13 protein-coding genes are annotated in these 17,033 nt (G+C 72.3%); 9 read left to right on the forward strand and 4 right to left on the reverse strand.

The features are described 5' to 3' along the window. Positions 1-86: 86 nt before the first annotated feature. Complete coding sequence (locus OG580_RS23480; protein WP_267045644.1) at positions 87-839, forward strand: DUF4232 domain-containing protein; 753 nt, start codon at positions 87-89, stop codon at positions 837-839. Positions 840-930: 91 nt separating this feature from the next. Here OG580_RS23480 and OG580_RS23485 read toward each other — a convergent pair whose 3' ends face one another. Beyond that, positions 931-2,064, reverse strand: coding sequence for a threonine synthase (locus OG580_RS23485; protein WP_267045645.1), 1,134 nt, complete (start codon positions 2,062-2,064; stop codon positions 931-933). 177 nt (positions 2,065-2,241) lie between these two features. On the opposite strand from OG580_RS23485, the gene OG580_RS23490 reads away from it, so the two are divergent. Together OG580_RS23490 and OG580_RS23495 are read left to right on the forward strand one after the other, a co-directional pair. Continuing rightward, entirely contained in the window at positions 2,242-3,816 is a 1,575-nt protein-coding gene (locus tag OG580_RS23490; protein ID WP_267045646.1) for a S8 family peptidase, read from the forward strand. 187 nt (positions 3,817-4,003) lie between these two features. Continuing rightward, the gene (locus OG580_RS23495; protein ID WP_267045648.1) at positions 4,004-5,182 is read left to right on the forward strand and encodes a DUF4190 domain-containing protein; all 1,179 of its coding nucleotides are present in this window, start codon (positions 4,004-4,006) and stop codon (positions 5,180-5,182) included. A 280-nt stretch (positions 5,183-5,462) separates the two neighbouring features. Here the strand turns inward: OG580_RS23495 and OG580_RS23500 are convergent, their stop codons facing one another. After that, positions 5,463-6,806: a glycoside hydrolase family 18 protein gene (locus OG580_RS23500; RefSeq protein WP_267045649.1), complete on the reverse strand. Its 1,344-nt coding sequence runs from the start codon at positions 6,804-6,806 to the stop codon at positions 5,463-5,465. Between the two features lie 283 nt (positions 6,807-7,089). Here OG580_RS23500 and OG580_RS23505 point away from each other — a divergent pair, with 283 nt between their 5' ends. From OG580_RS23505 to OG580_RS23530, 6 genes are all read left to right on the forward strand, one after another. Then, positions 7,090-7,842, forward strand: a complete 753-nt coding sequence (locus tag OG580_RS23505) for a GntR family transcriptional regulator (protein WP_267045650.1) — start codon at positions 7,090-7,092, stop codon at positions 7,840-7,842. 322 nt (positions 7,843-8,164) lie between these two features. After that, positions 8,165-9,946 (forward strand): cytosine permease, encoded by a 1,782-nt coding sequence (locus tag OG580_RS23510; RefSeq protein WP_267045651.1) that lies wholly within the window; start codon positions 8,165-8,167, stop codon positions 9,944-9,946. A 155-nt stretch (positions 9,947-10,101) separates the two neighbouring features. Next, positions 10,102-10,281, forward strand: coding sequence for an SPOR domain-containing protein (locus OG580_RS23515; protein ID WP_267045652.1), 180 nt, complete (start codon positions 10,102-10,104; stop codon positions 10,279-10,281). Positions 10,282-10,321: 40 nt separating this feature from the next. Continuing rightward, positions 10,322-10,795 (forward strand): (deoxy)nucleoside triphosphate pyrophosphohydrolase, encoded by a 474-nt coding sequence (locus OG580_RS23520; protein WP_267045653.1) that lies wholly within the window; start codon positions 10,322-10,324, stop codon positions 10,793-10,795. Positions 10,796-10,938: 143 nt separating this feature from the next. After that, positions 10,939-11,361, forward strand: a complete 423-nt coding sequence (locus OG580_RS23525; RefSeq protein WP_267045654.1) for an ATP-binding protein — start codon at positions 10,939-10,941, stop codon at positions 11,359-11,361. 144 nt (positions 11,362-11,505) lie between these two features. Continuing rightward, the gene (locus OG580_RS23530; RefSeq protein ID WP_267045655.1) at positions 11,506-14,073 is read left to right on the forward strand and encodes a SpoIIE family protein phosphatase; all 2,568 of its coding nucleotides are present in this window, start codon (positions 11,506-11,508) and stop codon (positions 14,071-14,073) included. Between the two features lie 68 nt (positions 14,074-14,141). Here OG580_RS23530 and OG580_RS23535 read toward each other — a convergent pair whose 3' ends face one another. Together OG580_RS23535 and OG580_RS23540 are read right to left on the reverse strand one after the other, a co-directional pair. Then, positions 14,142-14,849: a PspA/IM30 family protein gene (locus OG580_RS23535; protein ID WP_267045656.1), complete on the reverse strand. Its 708-nt coding sequence runs from the start codon at positions 14,847-14,849 to the stop codon at positions 14,142-14,144. 50 nt (positions 14,850-14,899) lie between these two features. Then, positions 14,900-17,014: a YgcG family protein gene (locus tag OG580_RS23540; protein ID WP_267045657.1), complete on the reverse strand. Its 2,115-nt coding sequence runs from the start codon at positions 17,012-17,014 to the stop codon at positions 14,900-14,902. Positions 17,015-17,033: the final 19 nt, after the last annotated feature.

A 17,033-nucleotide genomic window follows, 5' to 3' on the forward strand; every position in this document is an offset into this window, starting at 1 on the left:
GGCAGCGCGGAGCCGGAAGCTGGATACAGCACACGGTACGGATCTGCGTACCGCGTCGACCGACAGCTTCACGGGGGAGAATCACCATGCGTACGCACCACAAGACCACCGTCCTGGCCGCCGCCGCCCTCACCGCCCTCTCGCTGGGCCTGACCGCCTGCGGCGGCGAGACCGGCACCGGCGCCAAGGACGCGGGGAGCGCGAGCAGCTCGCAGCAGGCCGCCGGCACGGCGGACACGACCACGGGTACGGACACGGGCGCGACCGGCGGCGAAGCCGGTTCGGGTGACACCGCCGGTTCGGCGGGCCAGGCCTCGGCGAAGGGTTCGACCACGGGCGGCTCCACGTCCGGTGGCGCCGGCGAGACCGGCACCACCGGTTCCTCCGGCGGCAAGGCCTCCGCCGAGGCCCCGGCCTGTGCCCACGGCGACATCAAGATCACCGCGGCGAAGGCGGACGAGGTCCCCACCGAGCACATCGTCCTCACCGCCACCAACACCTCCGGCGGCTCCTGCACCCTCCTGCAGTACCCGCTGATCGCCTTCGGCGACATCCAGACCGCCAAGGACGTCCCGGCCGTCGCGAAGAGCAAGCCGGCCGCCCCGGTCGTCCTGCAGCCCGGCACCCCGGCGTACGCCAACGTGCGCGTCGCGCTCGGCGGTGTCGACGAGGAGAACAAGGTCGTGAAGAGCTTCAACGTCAACCTCTTCGCCGCCGACGGCCCGGCCGAGGGCAGCATCGTCGTCGACGCCCCCGCGGGCGGCCTCGCGGTCGACGAGGCCGCCGCCAAGACGGGCTACTGGACGCACGAACTGCGCAACGGCGCCGACGAGTTCTGATCCACAGAACAGGCCCTCTAGGGCGCCGGGCCTGCGGATCGAGGCCGGACAGGCCCCAGGGCCCGTCCGGCCGATCAGCGCCGGACGGGCCCTATCGCGCCAAGCCCGTCTTCGCCCCCGCTCCGCACAGCGGCACCACCGTGAGGCCCGGGCGCGGTGGGGCCGTGCGGACCGCCGCCCAGCAGGCCACCCCGGTCGGCTCCACGAAGAGGCCGCGGCCCGCCAGGTCCCGCTGGGCGGTCCGGATCTGGTCCTCGGTCACGGTCAGGAACGTGCCGCCCGTCTCGCGTACCGCCCGGAGGATCCGGCGGGCGCGGGGCGGCGCGGTGATCGCGATGCCCTCGGCGAGGGTGGCGCGGGCGGGGGCGGGGGCCCCGATGTCGTCCGCGCCCGCGTGGAAGGCGGCGGCCAGCGGGGAGACGGCCTCGGCCTGGACGGCGACGAGGGCGGGCCGGGTGTCGACGAGGCCCTGCCGGTGGAGTTCGTCGATCGCGAGGGCGGCGCCGAGGAGCAGCGTGCCGTTGCCGACGGGGACGACGATCGTGTCGGGGAGCCTGCCGCCGAGCTCCTCCCAGAGCTCGTACGCGTACGTCTTGGTGCCGTGCAGGAAGTACGGGTTGTACACGTGCGAGGCGTAGAAGGTGCCGGGCGCGTCGGCCGCCTCCCGGGCCGCCCGGGCGGTGGCCTCACGGTCGCCGGGCACCTCGACGACGCGGGCCCCGTGCGCCCGGATCTGCTCCAGCTTCTTCGGGGACGTGCCCTCGGGTACGTACACGAGGGTGTCGAGCCCGGCCCGGGCGCCGTACGCGGCGATCGCCGTGCCCGCGTTGCCGCTGCTGTCGGCCACGACCCGGTCGAGGGTCCCGGCGCGGGCCAGTCGCAGGGCGTGGGCGGCGAGCATCACCGCGCCCCGGTCCTTGAAGGAGAGCGTCGGCATGAGGAAGTCGAGTTTGGCCGAGACCGTGTCGGTGAGGGGTACGAGGGGCGTGCGGCCCTCGCCGAGGGTCACCTCGGGCCCGTACGGCATCGGCGGCAGCATCTCCTCGTACCGCCACAAGGAATTCACACGTGACGCGAGGGCCGTGAGTGACGGGAGTGACGACGGGGCCGGGGTGAACTCCAGGTCCCAGGGGCCGCGGCACGTCGGACAACACCAGGTGAGCGCGGACGTGGGCGAGTGGACCTGGCAACGGGAGCACACGTAGGCGGTCATGAGGGTCAGCATGTCAGCCGTGTGACACGGGTGTGTCGGCTCCGTCGTGACCCTTGTGTGATTCCTATGGATCCGCCAATCTTTCGCTCGGCAGCCGGACATGGGAACGGCGCGGAGGTCTCGTGTCGCCTTGTCATGTCCATGCCGTACCCCCACAGCAACGCACCACCAATGAGGAGGACCCCTCACATGTCAGTGATGCGTGACTCACGTCGCCGAATAGCCACCGCCGCGGCCATCGCCGTCGCCGCCCTCGCCCTCGGCTCCGCCTCCACCCTCCCGGCCGCCGCCTCACCGGCCGCACCCGAGGGCGTCATCGAGAACGCCGGAGCCGAAGGCGCCATCGCGGGCAGCTACATCGTCACCCTCGACGAGTCCGCCCAGGCGGAGACCGCCGAGGGCCGGGCGGTCGCCGCCAGATTCGGCGCGAAGATCAAGCGGACCTACACCTCGGCGATCAACGGCTACTCCGTCGAACTCTCCGAGGCGCAGGCGAAGAAGCTCGCGGCCGACCCCGCCGTGAAGTCCGTCGTGCAGAACCGGACCTTCACGATCGACGGTACGCAGCCCTCCCCGCCGTCCTGGGGCCTCGACCGGATCGACCAGAAGGCCCTCCCGCTGAACCAGAGTTACAGCTACCCGGACACCGCGGGCCAGGGTGTCACCGCGTACATCATCGACACCGGTGTCCGCATCAGCCACAGCGACTTCGGCGGCCGCGCCTTCAACGGCTACGACGCCATCGACAACGACAACACCGCGCAGGACGGCCACGGCCACGGCACCCACGTCGCCGGCACCGTCGCCGGCACGTCCTACGGCGTCGCCAAGAAGGCGAAGATCGTCGGCGTCCGCGTCCTCGACAACTCCGGTTCCGGCACGACCGAGCAGGTCGTCGCGGGCATCGACTGGGTGACGCAGAACGCCGTCAAGCCGGCCGTCGCCAACATGAGCCTCGGCGGCGGGGTCGACACCGTCCTCGACCAGGCCGTCCGGAACTCGATCGCCTCCGGCGTCACGTACGCCGTGGCCGCGGGCAACGACAACTCCAACGCGTCCAACTACTCGCCGGCGCGCGTCTCCGAGGCCATCACGGTCGGCTCCACGACCAGCACCGACGCCCGCTCCAGCTTCTCCAACTACGGCACGGTCCTGGACATCTTCGCCCCGGGCTCCTCCATCAAGTCGTCCTGGAACACCAGCGACACCGCCACCAACACCATCTCCGGTACGTCGATGGCGACCCCGCACGTCGCGGGCGCCGCGGCCGTCTACCTCGCCGGCAACCCGACGGCCACCCCGGCGCAGGTCTCCACGGCCCTGACGACCGCCGCCACCCCGAACGTCGTCACCAGCCCCGGCACCGGCTCCCCGAACCGGCTGCTCTTCGTCGGCGGCGGCACCACCCCGCCGCCGACCGGCCCGAAGTTCGAGAACACCGCGGACTACGCCATCGCCGACAACGCGACCGTCGAGTCCCCGGTCACCGTCAGCGGCGTCACGGGCAACGCCCCCTCCGCCCTCCAGGTGCCGGTGAACATCGTCCACACCTACATCGGTGACCTCCAGGTCCAGCTGATCGCCCCCGACGGCTCGGCGTACACGCTGAAGGCCTTCGGCACCGGCGGCAGCGCGGACAACATCAACACCACGTACACCGTGAACGCCTCCTCGGAGGTCGCCAACGGCACGTGGAAGCTGCGGGTCACGGACAACGCGAACGCCGACATCGGCAAGATCGACACCTGGGCCCTGCAGTTCTGAGCAGCCCCCGGTAGCCGAACGGTGAGGGGCGGTCGCCTTCGGGCGGCCGCCCCTTCGGCGTACGCCGCGCCCCGTGCCGCGCACCTCGTGCCCCGTACCCCGGGGCGCAGGGCGCGGGGGTCGACCACGTACGATGCGCGCTCGTTCGCCCGTTCGCATCGCCCGCCCCAACAGGAGCACCTCACCCGTGGAGCCGACCCAGCCGCCCCAGCCGCCCCCGACACCTCAGGGGGCCCCGCAGCAGCAGGGCTGGCCCGCCCCCGGCCCGTACACCTCCCCAGGGATGCCGTACGCGGCCGGTCCCTACGGCCCGCCCGGCGCGCCCGGCGTCGGCCCGTACGGGCAGCCGATCCGCTCGACCAACGGGCTCGCCATCGGCTCGCTCGTCTCCGGCATCGTCTGCTGCCTCCCGCCCCTCGGCCTCGTCCTCGGCCTGATCGCCCTGCCGCAGATCAGGAAGAAGGACCAGGCGGGCAAGGGGCTCGCGATCGCCGGCATCATCCTCTCCGTCACCAGCTGCCTGCTGGTCCTCATCGGCTTCGTCACCGGTGGTTTCGGCTCGGTCGTGAACGGCTTCAAGGAGGGCATGGACGAGGCGGCGCGCACGAAGTCCCCGTTCTCGCTGCGTACGGGACAGTGCTTCCTCGACGACGGCAAGCTGGAGGAGTACGCGACGGACGTCGAGATCGTCGACTGCGCGAAGCCGCACGACGGCGAGGTCACCGGCAGCTTCGAGCTCACCGGCATCGCCAAGTGGCCCGGCGAGTCCGCGATCGACGAGCTCGCGGAGAAGCGCTGCGACGCGATCAACTCCGCGTACGCGCTGGACACCTGGGCCGTCCCGGTGGACGTCTGGGTCTTCTACTACATGCCGAGCAGCCAGAGCTGGCGCGGCGACGACCGGACCGTGACCTGTGCGTTCGCCAGTGAGGACCGGACCTTCTCCGGTTCGGTGCGGTCCGACGCGCCCATGCTGACCGCCGACCAGGAGCGCTTCCTGGAGGCCGTCAACCCGATCGAGACGGTCAGCTACCGGGAGCCGGACGAGGACCCGGACGAGGACTTCGCGGCCAACCAGGCGTGGGCCGTGGAGATGCTGGCGGCGGTCGACGAGGCGCGGGCGGAGCTGGGCAGGGACCCGTGGACCGGCGTCACGAAGGCCCCGGTCGCGGCGCTCGTCAAGCAGCTCGACGCGGCCTCGAAGCAGTGGCGGAAGCTGGCCGGGGCGGCCGACGCGGAGGCCTACTGGGAGGCGTACGACGTGGCCTGGGAGGCCCTGCCCGAGGACCTGGGCGCGGACGCGCGCACCGCGCTCGACCTGACGGACACGCCGCCGGTGGGCGAGGACGCGAGCGGCTCGGTCTGAGCCGCGGGCCGGAGGGCGCGAGTAGCTGGCTGTACGGGAACGGGGCCAGCTGTACGGGAACGGGGCCGGGTGTACGGGAACGGGGCCGGTGTACGGGAACGGGGCCGGGTCTCCTGAGGGAGGCCCGGCCCCGTCGTGCGCGGACCGGACGCGGTGGCCCGGGAGCGGCGGCCCGTGACCGGCCGCCGCGCCCAGGGCGCACCACGGGCGGCGGGGGCCGGTCCGCGGGTCAGGAGCGCCTCGGCGCCGGGTGGGGCGCTACCGCGCTCGGTGGGGCGCCTCAGCGCCGGGTCAGGCCCCGGTCGATCGCGGTGATCAGCTCACCGTCGGGGGTGTCGCCGTCGAGGGACCAGACCATGGCGCCGCCGAGGCCCCGCTGGCGGACGTAGTTCGCCTTGGTGCGCAGCACGGTGGGGTCGTCGTAGGTCCAGAGCGTGGTGCCGTCGAAGAGCCAGGCATGGCCGTTCTTGTGGCCGCGGTGGAGCGTGTACGTGCCGGAGTCGGCGAGCTTCTTGAGGTGCTTGTAGTCCTCGGAGCCGGCCGCCCAGGTGGCGGGCGCGGGGGCCGCCGCCGGCTGTCCGAGGCCGTCGCCGCCGCCGGTGACGCCGGTCCAGCCCTGTCCGTAGAACGGCATGCCGACCACGAGCTTGTGCGCCGGGGCCCCGCGCCGCAGCCAGGACTTCACGGTCCCGTCGACGCTCCAGTCGTTCTTGGCGAAGAGCGCGGACTGCTGGGCGGTCGTCGTCTCGCCGGAGACGTGGAAGTCGTAGCCCTGGAGGTTCACGAAGTCGAAGTCCCGCATGATCGCGGGGACTTCGAAGCCCGCGTCGATCTTGGCGGGGGCGGTGGGCACGTACGCGCTGAGGTCGTAGCGCTTGCGCTGGGGCAGCGAGCGGCCGTAGGCGTCGAGCTGCGTGCGGAACTCCCGTACGAGCTTGGTGAAGTTGGGCTTGTCCTCGGGGCGGATCACGTTCCCGGGGGCGCCGTCCGAGCCGGGCCACTCCCAGTCCAGGTCGATGCCGTCGAAGATCCCCGCGGCGGCTCCGGCGCCGCCGCGGGCGCCGTCGGCGGGGAGGTCGCCCTTGATGTACGTGTCGATGCAGGAGGCGACCAGGGTCTTGCGGCCGGCGTCGGTGCGCACGGCGTCGGAGAAGTGGGCCGAACCGCTCCAACCACCCAGCGAGATCATGACTTTGAGGCCGGGGTTCGCCGCCTTCAGTTCGCGCAGCTGGTTGAAGTTTCCGGCGAGGGGCTGCTCGGCGGTGTCGGCGACGCCGTCCACCGAGTCGGCCGCGTCGACGGGGCGCGCGTAGTCGGCCCACGGGTCGGAGCCCGGCACGTTGCCCATGAGGCACTTGCCGTTCGAACCGACGGTCCCGAAGGCGTAGTTGATGTGACTGAGCTTGCCTGCCGTGCCGCTCGTCTCCAGGTCCTTGACCTGGAAGTCCCGTCCGTAGATGCCCCATTGGGTGAAGTACCCGATGCGCTTCAGGGCGTGGGTCTTGGTGGGGGAGGGGGCGGGGGGCTGGTGGGCGTCGGCGGTGGGGGCCAGGGTGGCGAGGAGGCCGAGGGTGGCCGCGGCGGCGGCGCCGAAGGTCAGCTTGGTCAGGGCTCTGGGGCGCATGGGCTCGTTCCTGTGCGAGGCGGGATGGCGCGTGCGAGGTGGAGCGTGCGAGGTGGAGCGTGCGGGGTGGAGCGCGTACGCGATGGAGCGCGTGCACGCAGGAACGTATTGGTCTGGACCAATAGAGGTCAAGGGGTGCGGCGCCGTCTACTCGGGGTGACCGTGGGTAGCAAGCCCTGCCACCGGCCTGTCATCACTTCGGGTGAAACTTTGGCCTACGCTTGCGGAGCGCGACCCTCGGTTGTCACTCTGTAGCTGTCAGTCAACCTGAGGGGAGTGTCCAGTGACATTCGGTGAGCAGCCCGCCTATTTGCGCGTGGCGAGCGATCTGCGGGAGAAGATCGCCAACGGCTCGCTTCCGCCGCACACCCGTCTCCCGTCGCAGGCTCGCATCCGCGAGGAGTACGGGGTCTCGGACACCGTCGCGCTGGAGGCCCGCAAGGTGCTCATGGCCGAGGGGCTCGTGGAGGGCCGGTCCGGCTCGGGGACGTACGTGCGGGAGCGCCCGGTGCCGCGCAGGATCGCCCGCTCCGGGTATCGCCCGGTGTCCGGCGCCACCCCGTTCCGGCAGGAGCAGGCGGCCGAAGGGGCCCGGGGGACCTGGGAGTCGAGCAGCGAGCAGGAGCCGGCGAGCGCCGAGGTGGCCGCCCGGCTGGACATCGAGCCGGGTGAGCGCGTGATGCGCACGAGGTACGTGTACCGGGACGGCGGCGAGCCCATGATGGTCTCCACCTCCTGGGAGCCCCTCACGATCACCGGCCGGACGCCCGTGATGCTGCCCGAGGAGGGCCCGTTGGGCGGCTGCGGTGTCGTCGAGCGGATGGCGGCCATCGACGTCGTCGTGGACAACGTGGTGGAGGAGGTCGGCGCCCGCCCCGGGCTCGCCGAGGAGCTCCTGGCGCTCGGCGGGGTGCCGGGTCATGTGGTCATGGTCGTCGAGCGGACGTACTACGCCTCGGGGCGGGCCGTCGAGACGGCGGACGTGGTGGTTCCGGCCGACCGGTACCGCATCGCGTACCACCTGCCGGTCCGGTGACCGACGGGCCGAGCCCCGGACGGTGTCCCTGACGGCGCATCACGCGCCGGTCCGGCGGCCGTCGGGCCCGTGCCCCGGGTCGTAGCCCTGTCCGTGCCCCTGACGGTGTCCACGGCCCCGCCCTGGGCGGTGCCGCGTTCCCCGGGCCCCGGGGCGTGCCCCGACCGGTGAGCGGGTCCGGCCGTCCGGGCGGTGTGACCGCGAGTTAACGGCGCGTCAGGCCGTGTAACCGCCCGGCAATCGCGGGCCGCGACGGGACGTCATGCCCGGCTCCTACCTTCCTGGTCCGTACCCGCGATCAGGTCGGACGACAGGAACCCTCATGACGGACACGGTCACCACGCCCACCCCGGAGCCGGGTGGGGACACCTCCCAGGCCCTCGCGGCCCCGGGGGAGGTCGCAGCGCCGCCCGGGCCCCGGCGAAGCTACGCCAAGCTGGCCGCGGACGAGAGCCGCGAGGACTACTCGCTGCGCTACGCGCCGCACTCCTTCCGGCGCTGGTCGCCCGGCACCGTGGCCGGTACCGCCCTCGGTGGTATCGCCTACCTCGCGGACTTCGCGATCGGCGCCTCGATCGTCTTCACCTACGGCTTCGGCAGCGGCCTCGCCTCGATCCTCACCGCCGCCGCGATCATCTTCCTCACCGGCATCCCCATCGCCCGGGCCTGCGCGACGTACGGCCTGGACATGGACCTGATCACGCGGGGCGCCGGCTTCGGCTACTTCGGCTCCACTCTGACCTCCCTGATCTACGCCTCCTTCACCTTCATCTTCTTCGCGCTCGAAGGCTCGATCATGGCCCAGGCCATGCACCAGGCCGTCGGCCTCCCGGTCGAGGTCGGCTACCTGGTCACGACGCTGATCGTCATCCCGATCGTCTTCCGCGGGATGGGCGCGCTGGCCAAGGTGCAGGCCTGGACGCAGCCGGTCTGGATCGTCGGCATGGTGCTGCCCTTCGTCGTCCTCGCCTTCGAGGCCCCCGATGCCTGGGGCGCCTTCGGCTCCTTCGGCGGTACGGAGGGTGCCGGCGCGGGCTTCTCGTGGATCGGCTTCGGGCTCGGCACGGGCGTCGCGCTCTCCCTGATCGCACAGATCGGCGAGCAGGCCGACTACCTGCGCTTCATGCCCGCGAAGACGGAGGCCACCAGGCGCCGATGGAACCTCGCCGTGCTCGCCGCCGGCCCCGGCTGGGTCGTCATCGGCGCGGCCAAGCAGCTCGGCGGCGCCTTCCTCGCCTTCGTCGCCCTGGAGGCCGTCGGCAAGACCCACGCCCTGGAGCCGATCGCTCCGCAGATCGAGGCGCTCAAGCCCTGGCTGGGCACGTTCGCCCTGCCCGCCGCCGCGCTCTTCGTGATCGTCTCCCAGGTGAAGATCAACGTCACCAACGCCTACAGCGGCTCGCTGTCCTGGTCGAACTTCTTCTCCCGCGTCACCCACCGCCACCCCGGCCGCGTCTGGTACATCTTCCTCAACCTCGCCATCGCGCTGACGTTGATGGAGATGAACATGTTCGCGGCCCTCAACAAGCTGCTCGGGTTCTACTCCAACGTCGGCATCGCCTGGATCGTGGCCGTCGCCGCCGACCTCGTCATCAACAAGCGGGCCGGCTGGAGCCCCCCGTACATCGAGTTCAAGCGCGCCTACCTGTACGCCGTGAACCCGGCCGGCTTCGGGGCCATGGCCATCGCCTCGGTCGTCTCGATCCTCGCCTTCTTCGGTCTCTTCGGCAGATACGCGGAGGCGTTCTCCACCTTCATCGCCGCCGGTCTCGCCCTCGTCCTCTGCCCGCTGATCGCCTGGGCGACCAAGGGCCGCTACTACCTCGCCCGCCCGAACCCGGTCACCGGACCCGGAGCGGATGTGGTCGACGAGCGGGCGACCCACACCTGCGCGGAGTGCGAGACGGCGTACGAGCTGCCCGACATCGCCGACTGCCCGGTGCGGTCCGGGCCCGTCTGCTCCCTCTGCTGCTCGCTCGACGCCGACTGCGGCGACGTCTGCCGCAAGGACCCCCGCGGTGCCGGCGCCCCCGTCCTGATGCCGCTGCCGACCGTCCCCAAGGCCACCCCCAAGGCTGTCTCCGAGGCCCTGCCCGGGGCGTGAGCTTCGGCCTCCCTCCGTCGGTTACCGGCCGATCCGTATCTCTTTGTGAAAACACATATCCGCTGTGTAAAGGTCAGGCGTAAGCTCCGGCATATGCGGATTGCGGTTTCCCGGAGAGCGTTGGAGACGCCCGGACCGGCGGAGGGAGAAGCCTGATGAGCGACAGCGGCGCCGTTCTTCCCTGGCTTGTCATACGGCAGGACGACAACGGCAACCGCTACCGCGTGGGGCGGTACGCGACCAGGGACGAGGCCCAGAAGATCGCGGACAGCCTCGACGACAGCGGTCACCAGCAGCTCTACTGGATCGAGCGCGTCGGCAGCCCGGCCCTCTGAGCCCGGTGGGCACCGCCCGGCGCGGACTACGCTCGCGCCCATGACGGAACGCACCACCGACCCCACCGCACCCCACGAGCACCACCACGCCGACGACCCCGGTGTCGTGGTCGTCGTCGCGGGAGCCGTGTACGACCGGGGGCGCCTGCTTGCCGCGCGCCGCAGCGCCCCCGTCGAGCTCGCCGGCCGCTGGGAGCTGCCCGGCGGCAAGCTCGAACCGGGCGAGATCCCCGAAGAGGCCCTGGTCAGAGAGTTGCGCGAGGAGCTCGGCGTCGAGGCCGAACCGGGGGAGCGCATCCCCGGCGAGTGGCCATTGAAGCCCGGGTACGTGCTCCGGGTGTGGACCGTCCGGCTGCTCTCCGGCGAGCCGCGCCCCCTGGAGGACCACGACGAACTCCGCTGGCTCTCCCGGCACGAGCTGGACTCGGTCGACTGGCTCGATCAGGACCGCCCCGCCGTCGCCGAGGCCGCGCTGAGGCTGCCGGCGGCGCCCGCCGACGGAGCGCGCGGCTGAGTCTCTACGCCGTTCGCGCCACCGTGCGCCCGCTGCTGCGCCCGACACGATATCCCGCGCCAATTATCGGGTATGTCCTGATTGTGCCCCTGGAAGGGGACGTGCGCCTTCCTGCTTTCACACGGCTGGGGAAGTGATCGGGTGTGATCGACACCGACGGCGACTGTGCCGAGTGGAACTTCCCGGCAGAGGCCAATGCCGTGCGCGCCGCCCGCCACGCGGTGCGCGAGACCCTGAGGGTCTGGGAGCTCGACGCCGCCCTCGTCGATGTGACCGTCCTGCTGGTCAGCGAGCTGGTGACCAACTCCCTGCGGTACGCCTCCGGGCCCATCGGCGTCCGCCTGGTCCGCCCCCGCCGCGACGGCGCCGCCCCCGTCCCGCACCCGGCGCTGCTCGTGGAGGTTTCGGATCCGCTTCCGGATCCTCCGACGGAGAGGCCCGCGGGACCGGAGGACGAAGGGGGGCGCGGACTCGGTCTCGTGGCCTGTTCTGCACGGCGCTGGGGGACCCGTAAAGGAAGTACGGGCAAAACCGTATGGTTCGAGCTGGCTCTCCCTGGTGAGTAAACAGGGTGGGACAACGATCACCGGTACTCGGGCCGCAACGAACGAGACCACCCTGTGATCGGGAACGTCGTGCCGTCGGGGCCTGCCGTATTGAATACTGCGGGCATGGCCGGTCCGGTGCGGTGAGCTGGAGGGGACGGTCGCGTGAGCGAGATATCCGAGACGGCGAGCGGCGTCGTGTGGCAGAGCAGCCCGCCCGGCTCCCTCTATGACTACATCCGGGTCGCGTCCTTCTCGATCGGGCCCGACGGCCTCGTCGAGCAGTGGAGCAGGCGGGCCGTCGACCTCTTCGGCGTCACCGCCGAGGAGGCCAGGGGCAAGGACCCGGTCGAGGCCTTCATGCCCGCCGACCTGCGAGAGCGCGGTCACCGGCGGGTCAGGGAGATCCTCGACGGCAAGGAATGGACGGGCCTCGTCCCCTTCCGAATGCCGGGCGAGGAGCAGCCCCGCGGCGTCGCCGAGATGTACGTCATGCCGAGCGAGACCGAGTCCGGGGAGCGGGCCGCGCTGTGCATCGTCGTCGATGTGCGCGCCCTCCGCCGGATCGAGACCGACCTCGCCGCCTCGCAGGCGATTTTCGGTCAATCTCCCTTCGGCTTTCTCCTCTTCGGCACCGATCTCACCGTGCAGCGGGCCAATCAGCGCTTCGCCACCGTCTTCGGCGGCACCGCCGACGACCACCGGGGCCGGACCGTCCACGACTACCTCGCCCGGTCCGAGGCCGACCGGATGACCGCCGCCCTCCGGCGGGTACTGGAGACCGGGGAGTCCGTCACCGACCTCCAGATCGTCGGCGCCGCGCCCGGCGCCAGGGACCGCCGTCACTGGTCGATCAACCTCTACCGGGTGCACAGCGGAACGGGCCGCCCGATCGGCGTCGCGGGCCTCGGCATCGACGTCACCCGCCGCCACAACGCGGCCCGCGAAGCAGCCAGCGCCCGCCGCAACCTCGCCCTCCTCAACGAGGCCGGCGCCCGCATCGGCAACTCCCTCGACCTGGAGGCCACCGCCCGCGAGCTCCTCGACGTCGCCGTCCCCGGCTTCTGCGACCTCGCCTCCGTCGACCTCTACCAAGGCCTGCTGACCGGCGACGAGGCACCGCCCGGCCGCTGGGGGAACTCCCACGACGTCGGCTACGGGGCGGGCAGCGCCGAGCTCCGCAGGGTCGCCTTCGCCAGCGCCGTCTCGGACACCCCCCTCAGAACCGACGAGGGGCACGCGCCGGGCGGCGGCTGTTGCGGACCCGTACCGATCGAGGTCGGGGCCGTCCACCGCTACCCCTTCAACTCGCCGTGCGCCGGGGCCCTGCGGACCGGCCGCATCCGGACGGTGCCGGGCGCCGAGGGCGAGCTCGTCCGATCCACCCTGGTCGTCCCGATGGTCGCCCACGACACCGTCGTCGGCCTCGTCCAGTTCTCCCGCACCAAGGGCAGCGAGCCCTTCGGAGAGCGGGACCGGGCCCTCGCCGTCGAACTCGCGGCCCGCGCCGCCGTCTGCATCGACAACGCACGCCTCTACCGCCGCGAGCACGAGCGGGCCCTCATCCTCCAGCGCAGCCTGCTCCCGCCCGGCGACCCCGAGGCCGCGGGCCTCGACATCGCCTGCCGCTACCTCCCCGGCGCCGCCGCCACCGAGGTCGGCGGCGACTGGTTCGACGTCATCGAACTGCCCGGGCACCGCACCGCCCTCGTCATCGGGGACGTCATGGGGCGCGGCCTGCGCGCCGCCGTCGCCATGGGTGAACTGCGCACCGCCGTCCGCACCCTCGCCCAACTCGACCTGGAGCCGGCCGAGGTCCTCTCCCACCTCGACGAGATCGCCCGCGGCCTCGGCGCCCCCATCGGCACCCAGCAGTCCCGCACGCACAAGTCCCGCGGCCCCGAACTCTCCGAGGTCTACCTCGCCACCTGCGTCTACGCGGTGTACGACCCGGTCACCCGCCGCTGCACCTTCGCCAACGCGGGCCACCTCCCGCCCGTCCTCGTCGAACCCGGCGAGGAGGCCCTGCTGCTCGACGTACCCCCCGGGATGCCGCTCGGGGTCGGCGGCGAACCCTTCGAGGAGGTCGAGGTCGAACTCCCCGAGGGCGCCCTCCTCGCCCTCTACACCGACGGGCTCGTCGAATCCCGCGACCATCCCCTGGACGAGGGGCTCAGCGCCTTCCGGCGCGCCCTCACCGATCCGGCGCGCCCGCTCGAAGACGTCTGCGACCGGGTCCTGACCAGCCTGGACACCGGACACGGCGAGGACGACATCGCCCTCCTCATGGCCAGGATCCAGGGCCTGCCCAGCGAGGCCGTGGGCGACTGGCGGCTGCCCAGGGAGCCCCGCTCGGTCGGCAAGGCCCGCGAACTGGCCCGCACCCAGCTGAAGGAGTGGGACCTCGAACCGCTCGTCGACACCGTCGAACTCCTCGTCAGCGAGCTCGTCACCAACGCGCTGCGCTACGGCGAGGGAGAGATCCGGCTGCGCCTGCTGCGCGACCGCACCCTCGTCTGCGAGGTCTGGGACGCGGGCCTGGTCCAGCCCCGGCGCCGACGTGCCCGGGACACCGACGAGGGAGGACGGGGCCTCCAACTGGTCGGGCTGCTCAGCTCCTCCTGGGGATCCCGCCGCACCCCGCGCGGCAAGACCGTCTGGTTCGAACTGGCCCTGCCGGACGGCGAGGGGACGGCGGAACCCACGGTGGAACAGCTCCTCAGCATGTTCTGACCGCCGCCACCCGCCGAGAACCGACCACCGGAGCCCGGCCAGGACCAAGCGCGCGAGCCAGGACCCGCTCAGCCCTTGAGCGCGGCCAGCCTGGCCTCGATCTCCGCGCTGTCGCCCAGGGCGTCCAACTGCTCGAACTGGGCGTCCAGCGAGGAGGCGGCGAGCTCCTGCTTGCCCAGCGCCTTCGCCTCCTCGCGGCGCACCTTGTCCTCGAAGCGGCTCAGCTCGCTGGTCGGGTCGAGCACGTCGATGCCCTTCACCGCGTCCATCATGCGGTTCTGCGCCTGCGCCGACTTGGCCCGCGCGACCAGCTCGTCGCGCTTCGCCCGCAACTCGCCGAGCTTGCCCTTCATCTGGTCGAGGCCGGTCCTGAGCTTGTCCACCACCTCGGTCTGCGAGGCGATCGTCGGCTCCGCCGTCCGCGCCTCCTTCTCCGACTGGAGCTGGCGGCCCAGCGCCACCTTCGCCAGGTTGTCGAAGCGGTCCGCCTCCGCCGCCTGCCCGCCGGCCCGCAGTTCGTCCGCCTTCCGGCTGGCGGCCAGCGCCTTGCCGCCCCACTCCTTCGCCGCGTCCACGTCCTCCTGGTGGTCCTGCTCCATCAGCCGGAGGTTGCCGATGGTCGCGGCCACCGCCTCCTCCGCCTCCGAGATGTTGGACGAGTAGTCGCGGATCAGCTGGTCCAGCATCTTCTGCGGATCCTCCGCCTGGTCCAGCAGCGCGTTGATGTTGGCCTTCGCCAGCTGGGTGACCCGGCCGAGGATGGTCTGCTTGCTCATGGCTCTTCTCCTTGAGAGGGACAGAAAAAGGGACACGGACCGTGCGGTCCTCAGAACCGGCCGCCGCCGCCCCGCCGGCCGCGCGTCCCGCTGCCGCCGAAGCTGCCGGGCCCGCCGCCGAAGCCTCCGCCCCCGAAACCGCCACCCCCACCGGAACCCCCACCGAATCCCCCATGTCCGCCTCCCCTTCCCCCGCCGAACAGTCCGCCGAGGATGATGCCGCCGAGCACGGCCCCGCCGAGCCCGCCACCACCGCTTCCTCCTACCCCTGTTACACCGCCCAGGCCGTTCGGGTTCCCATACGTCCGGACGTCCTGCTCGGCGAGGTCCTGCGCACGCCGGGCGAGGGCGTCCGCCTGCTGGGCCTCCGCGAGGGCGGCCTGCGGGTCGTCGGCCTCGGCCAGCGCGCGCGCCTTCTCCCAGCGCCGCTGGGCCTCGGCCAGACGCGTCCGGGCCTCGCTTCCCACGGCGCCCCGGTGGGTGGTGATGTAGTCCGAGGCCGCGCCGATCGCCGAGCGGGCCGTCAGCATCGCCTGATCGAGGAGCGCACGGGCGCGCCGACTGCCCGATTCGCGCTCCCGCGCACCCTCCAGAGCCTCGTCGAGCGCCGCATCGGCCTCCTCGACCCGGCGCAGCGCGTCGATCGGGTCGTACCGCCCCGCCTCCACCCCGCGCCGGACCTCCGCGACCACGGACTCGGCGCGGGCGATCCGGCCCTGGAGGTCGGCCGTGGAGACGCCCTCGGCCGTCCCCTTCAACAGGCCGCGGGCCTCCGCGAGGTCCGCGTCCGTCTCGGAGAGCGCGCCCGGCAGTTTGCCCACCGCCTCGGCCAGGTCCTGCGCCCGCCGGTCCACGGCCTCGACGAGCCGGGCCGCCTGGTCCACGGCGCCCTCGGCCGCCCGGATGTGCACGGCGGCCCCGCCGTTGTCCCCGTCGTCGATCTGCTGGCGGGCCTGGTTGATGTGGGTCGTCGCGAACACGAGCCGGTCCTTCGCCTGCTCGACGTCGCCCGCGACGGGGGAGGAGGCCGAGTCCGCGTACCGCTCGCGCATCGCGGTCAGCGCGGCCTCGGCCATACCCATGCGCCCGGTCTGCTCCCGGAAGGCGGTCTCGACCGTGGCCAGCGCCTCGGGAGCGGTCCGCTCCAGGGCCCGGAGCCGGTCGAAGTCCTCGCTCTCGGCGTCGAGGCGCGCGTCGGCCTCGGCGCAGCGGCGGAGGATCTCGTCGAGCATGGCCCGCCGGGTCGCGTCGTCCTCGGGAAAGGAGTCGTCGAGCTTCTGGCGCAGCCGGAACGAGGCCGTCAGCTGCTCTTTGGCGAAGGCGATCGCCTCGGTGAAGGGCCGTGCCGCCTCCTCGCCGAACTGGGCGGACGCGAAGCCGAGCTCCTCCTGGCTGGTGCGGACGGCGTCGTCGGTGGCGACCAGCGTCAGCCGGGCCTGCCCGTCGAGCTCGTCCAGGGACGGCGGCGCGGGCTCCTTCGGCGCGCCCCAGCCCTGGCCGCCCTGCGGGGTGGTGCGGGTCTCGTTCCGCCGGCGCCGCTTGCTGTACGCGTACGCCGCCACGGCTCCCGCGCCGCCGACCAGCACCACCGGCAGGAGCAGGTCGGTCGCCGAGGTGCCGTCGTCGGCCGAGGCGCCGGGGTCGGCGGGACCGGGGGTGATCGCCGGGACGGGGACGGGCAGGCCGGCGAGGACGGCGTTGTAGCCGTTCGCCGCGCCGATGGCGGCTCCGGCCCAGTCGTTCTGCCGCAGCGCGGGTTCGATCGCGGTCCGGGCCACCTCGTCGAGCTGGTCCTGGGTGAAGGGGGAGGCCGGGTCGGCGGAGTAGCCGTACTGCCGGTCGTGGGTGGCGACGGCGAGCAGCAGGTCGTCGACTCCGAGACCGTTGCGCTCCGCGGTGGCGTCGGCCCAGCTCTGCGCGGAACGGCCGGAGAAGTCCCGTACGTAGACGACGAAGAGCTGCACCCGCCGGTCGTCGTAGAGGCGGTCGAGGGCCTGGGTCACCGAGGCGCGGCGGTCGCCGAGGGCTCCGACCCGGTCGGTGATCTGTCCCTCGCGGGACAGCACGACGGGGTCGTCGGCGTGGGCGCCGTGAGCGGCGGGCACGAGAAGCCACCACGCCGCCACCAGTATCGCGAGAAGGGATCGGGTGGCTGTTCGCGTCACAAAGTGGAGGCTATGTCCG

The sequence above is a fragment of the Streptomyces sp. NBC_00094 genome (assembly GCF_026343125.1).
GTDB lineage: Bacteria > Actinomycetota > Actinomycetes > Streptomycetales > Streptomycetaceae > Streptomyces.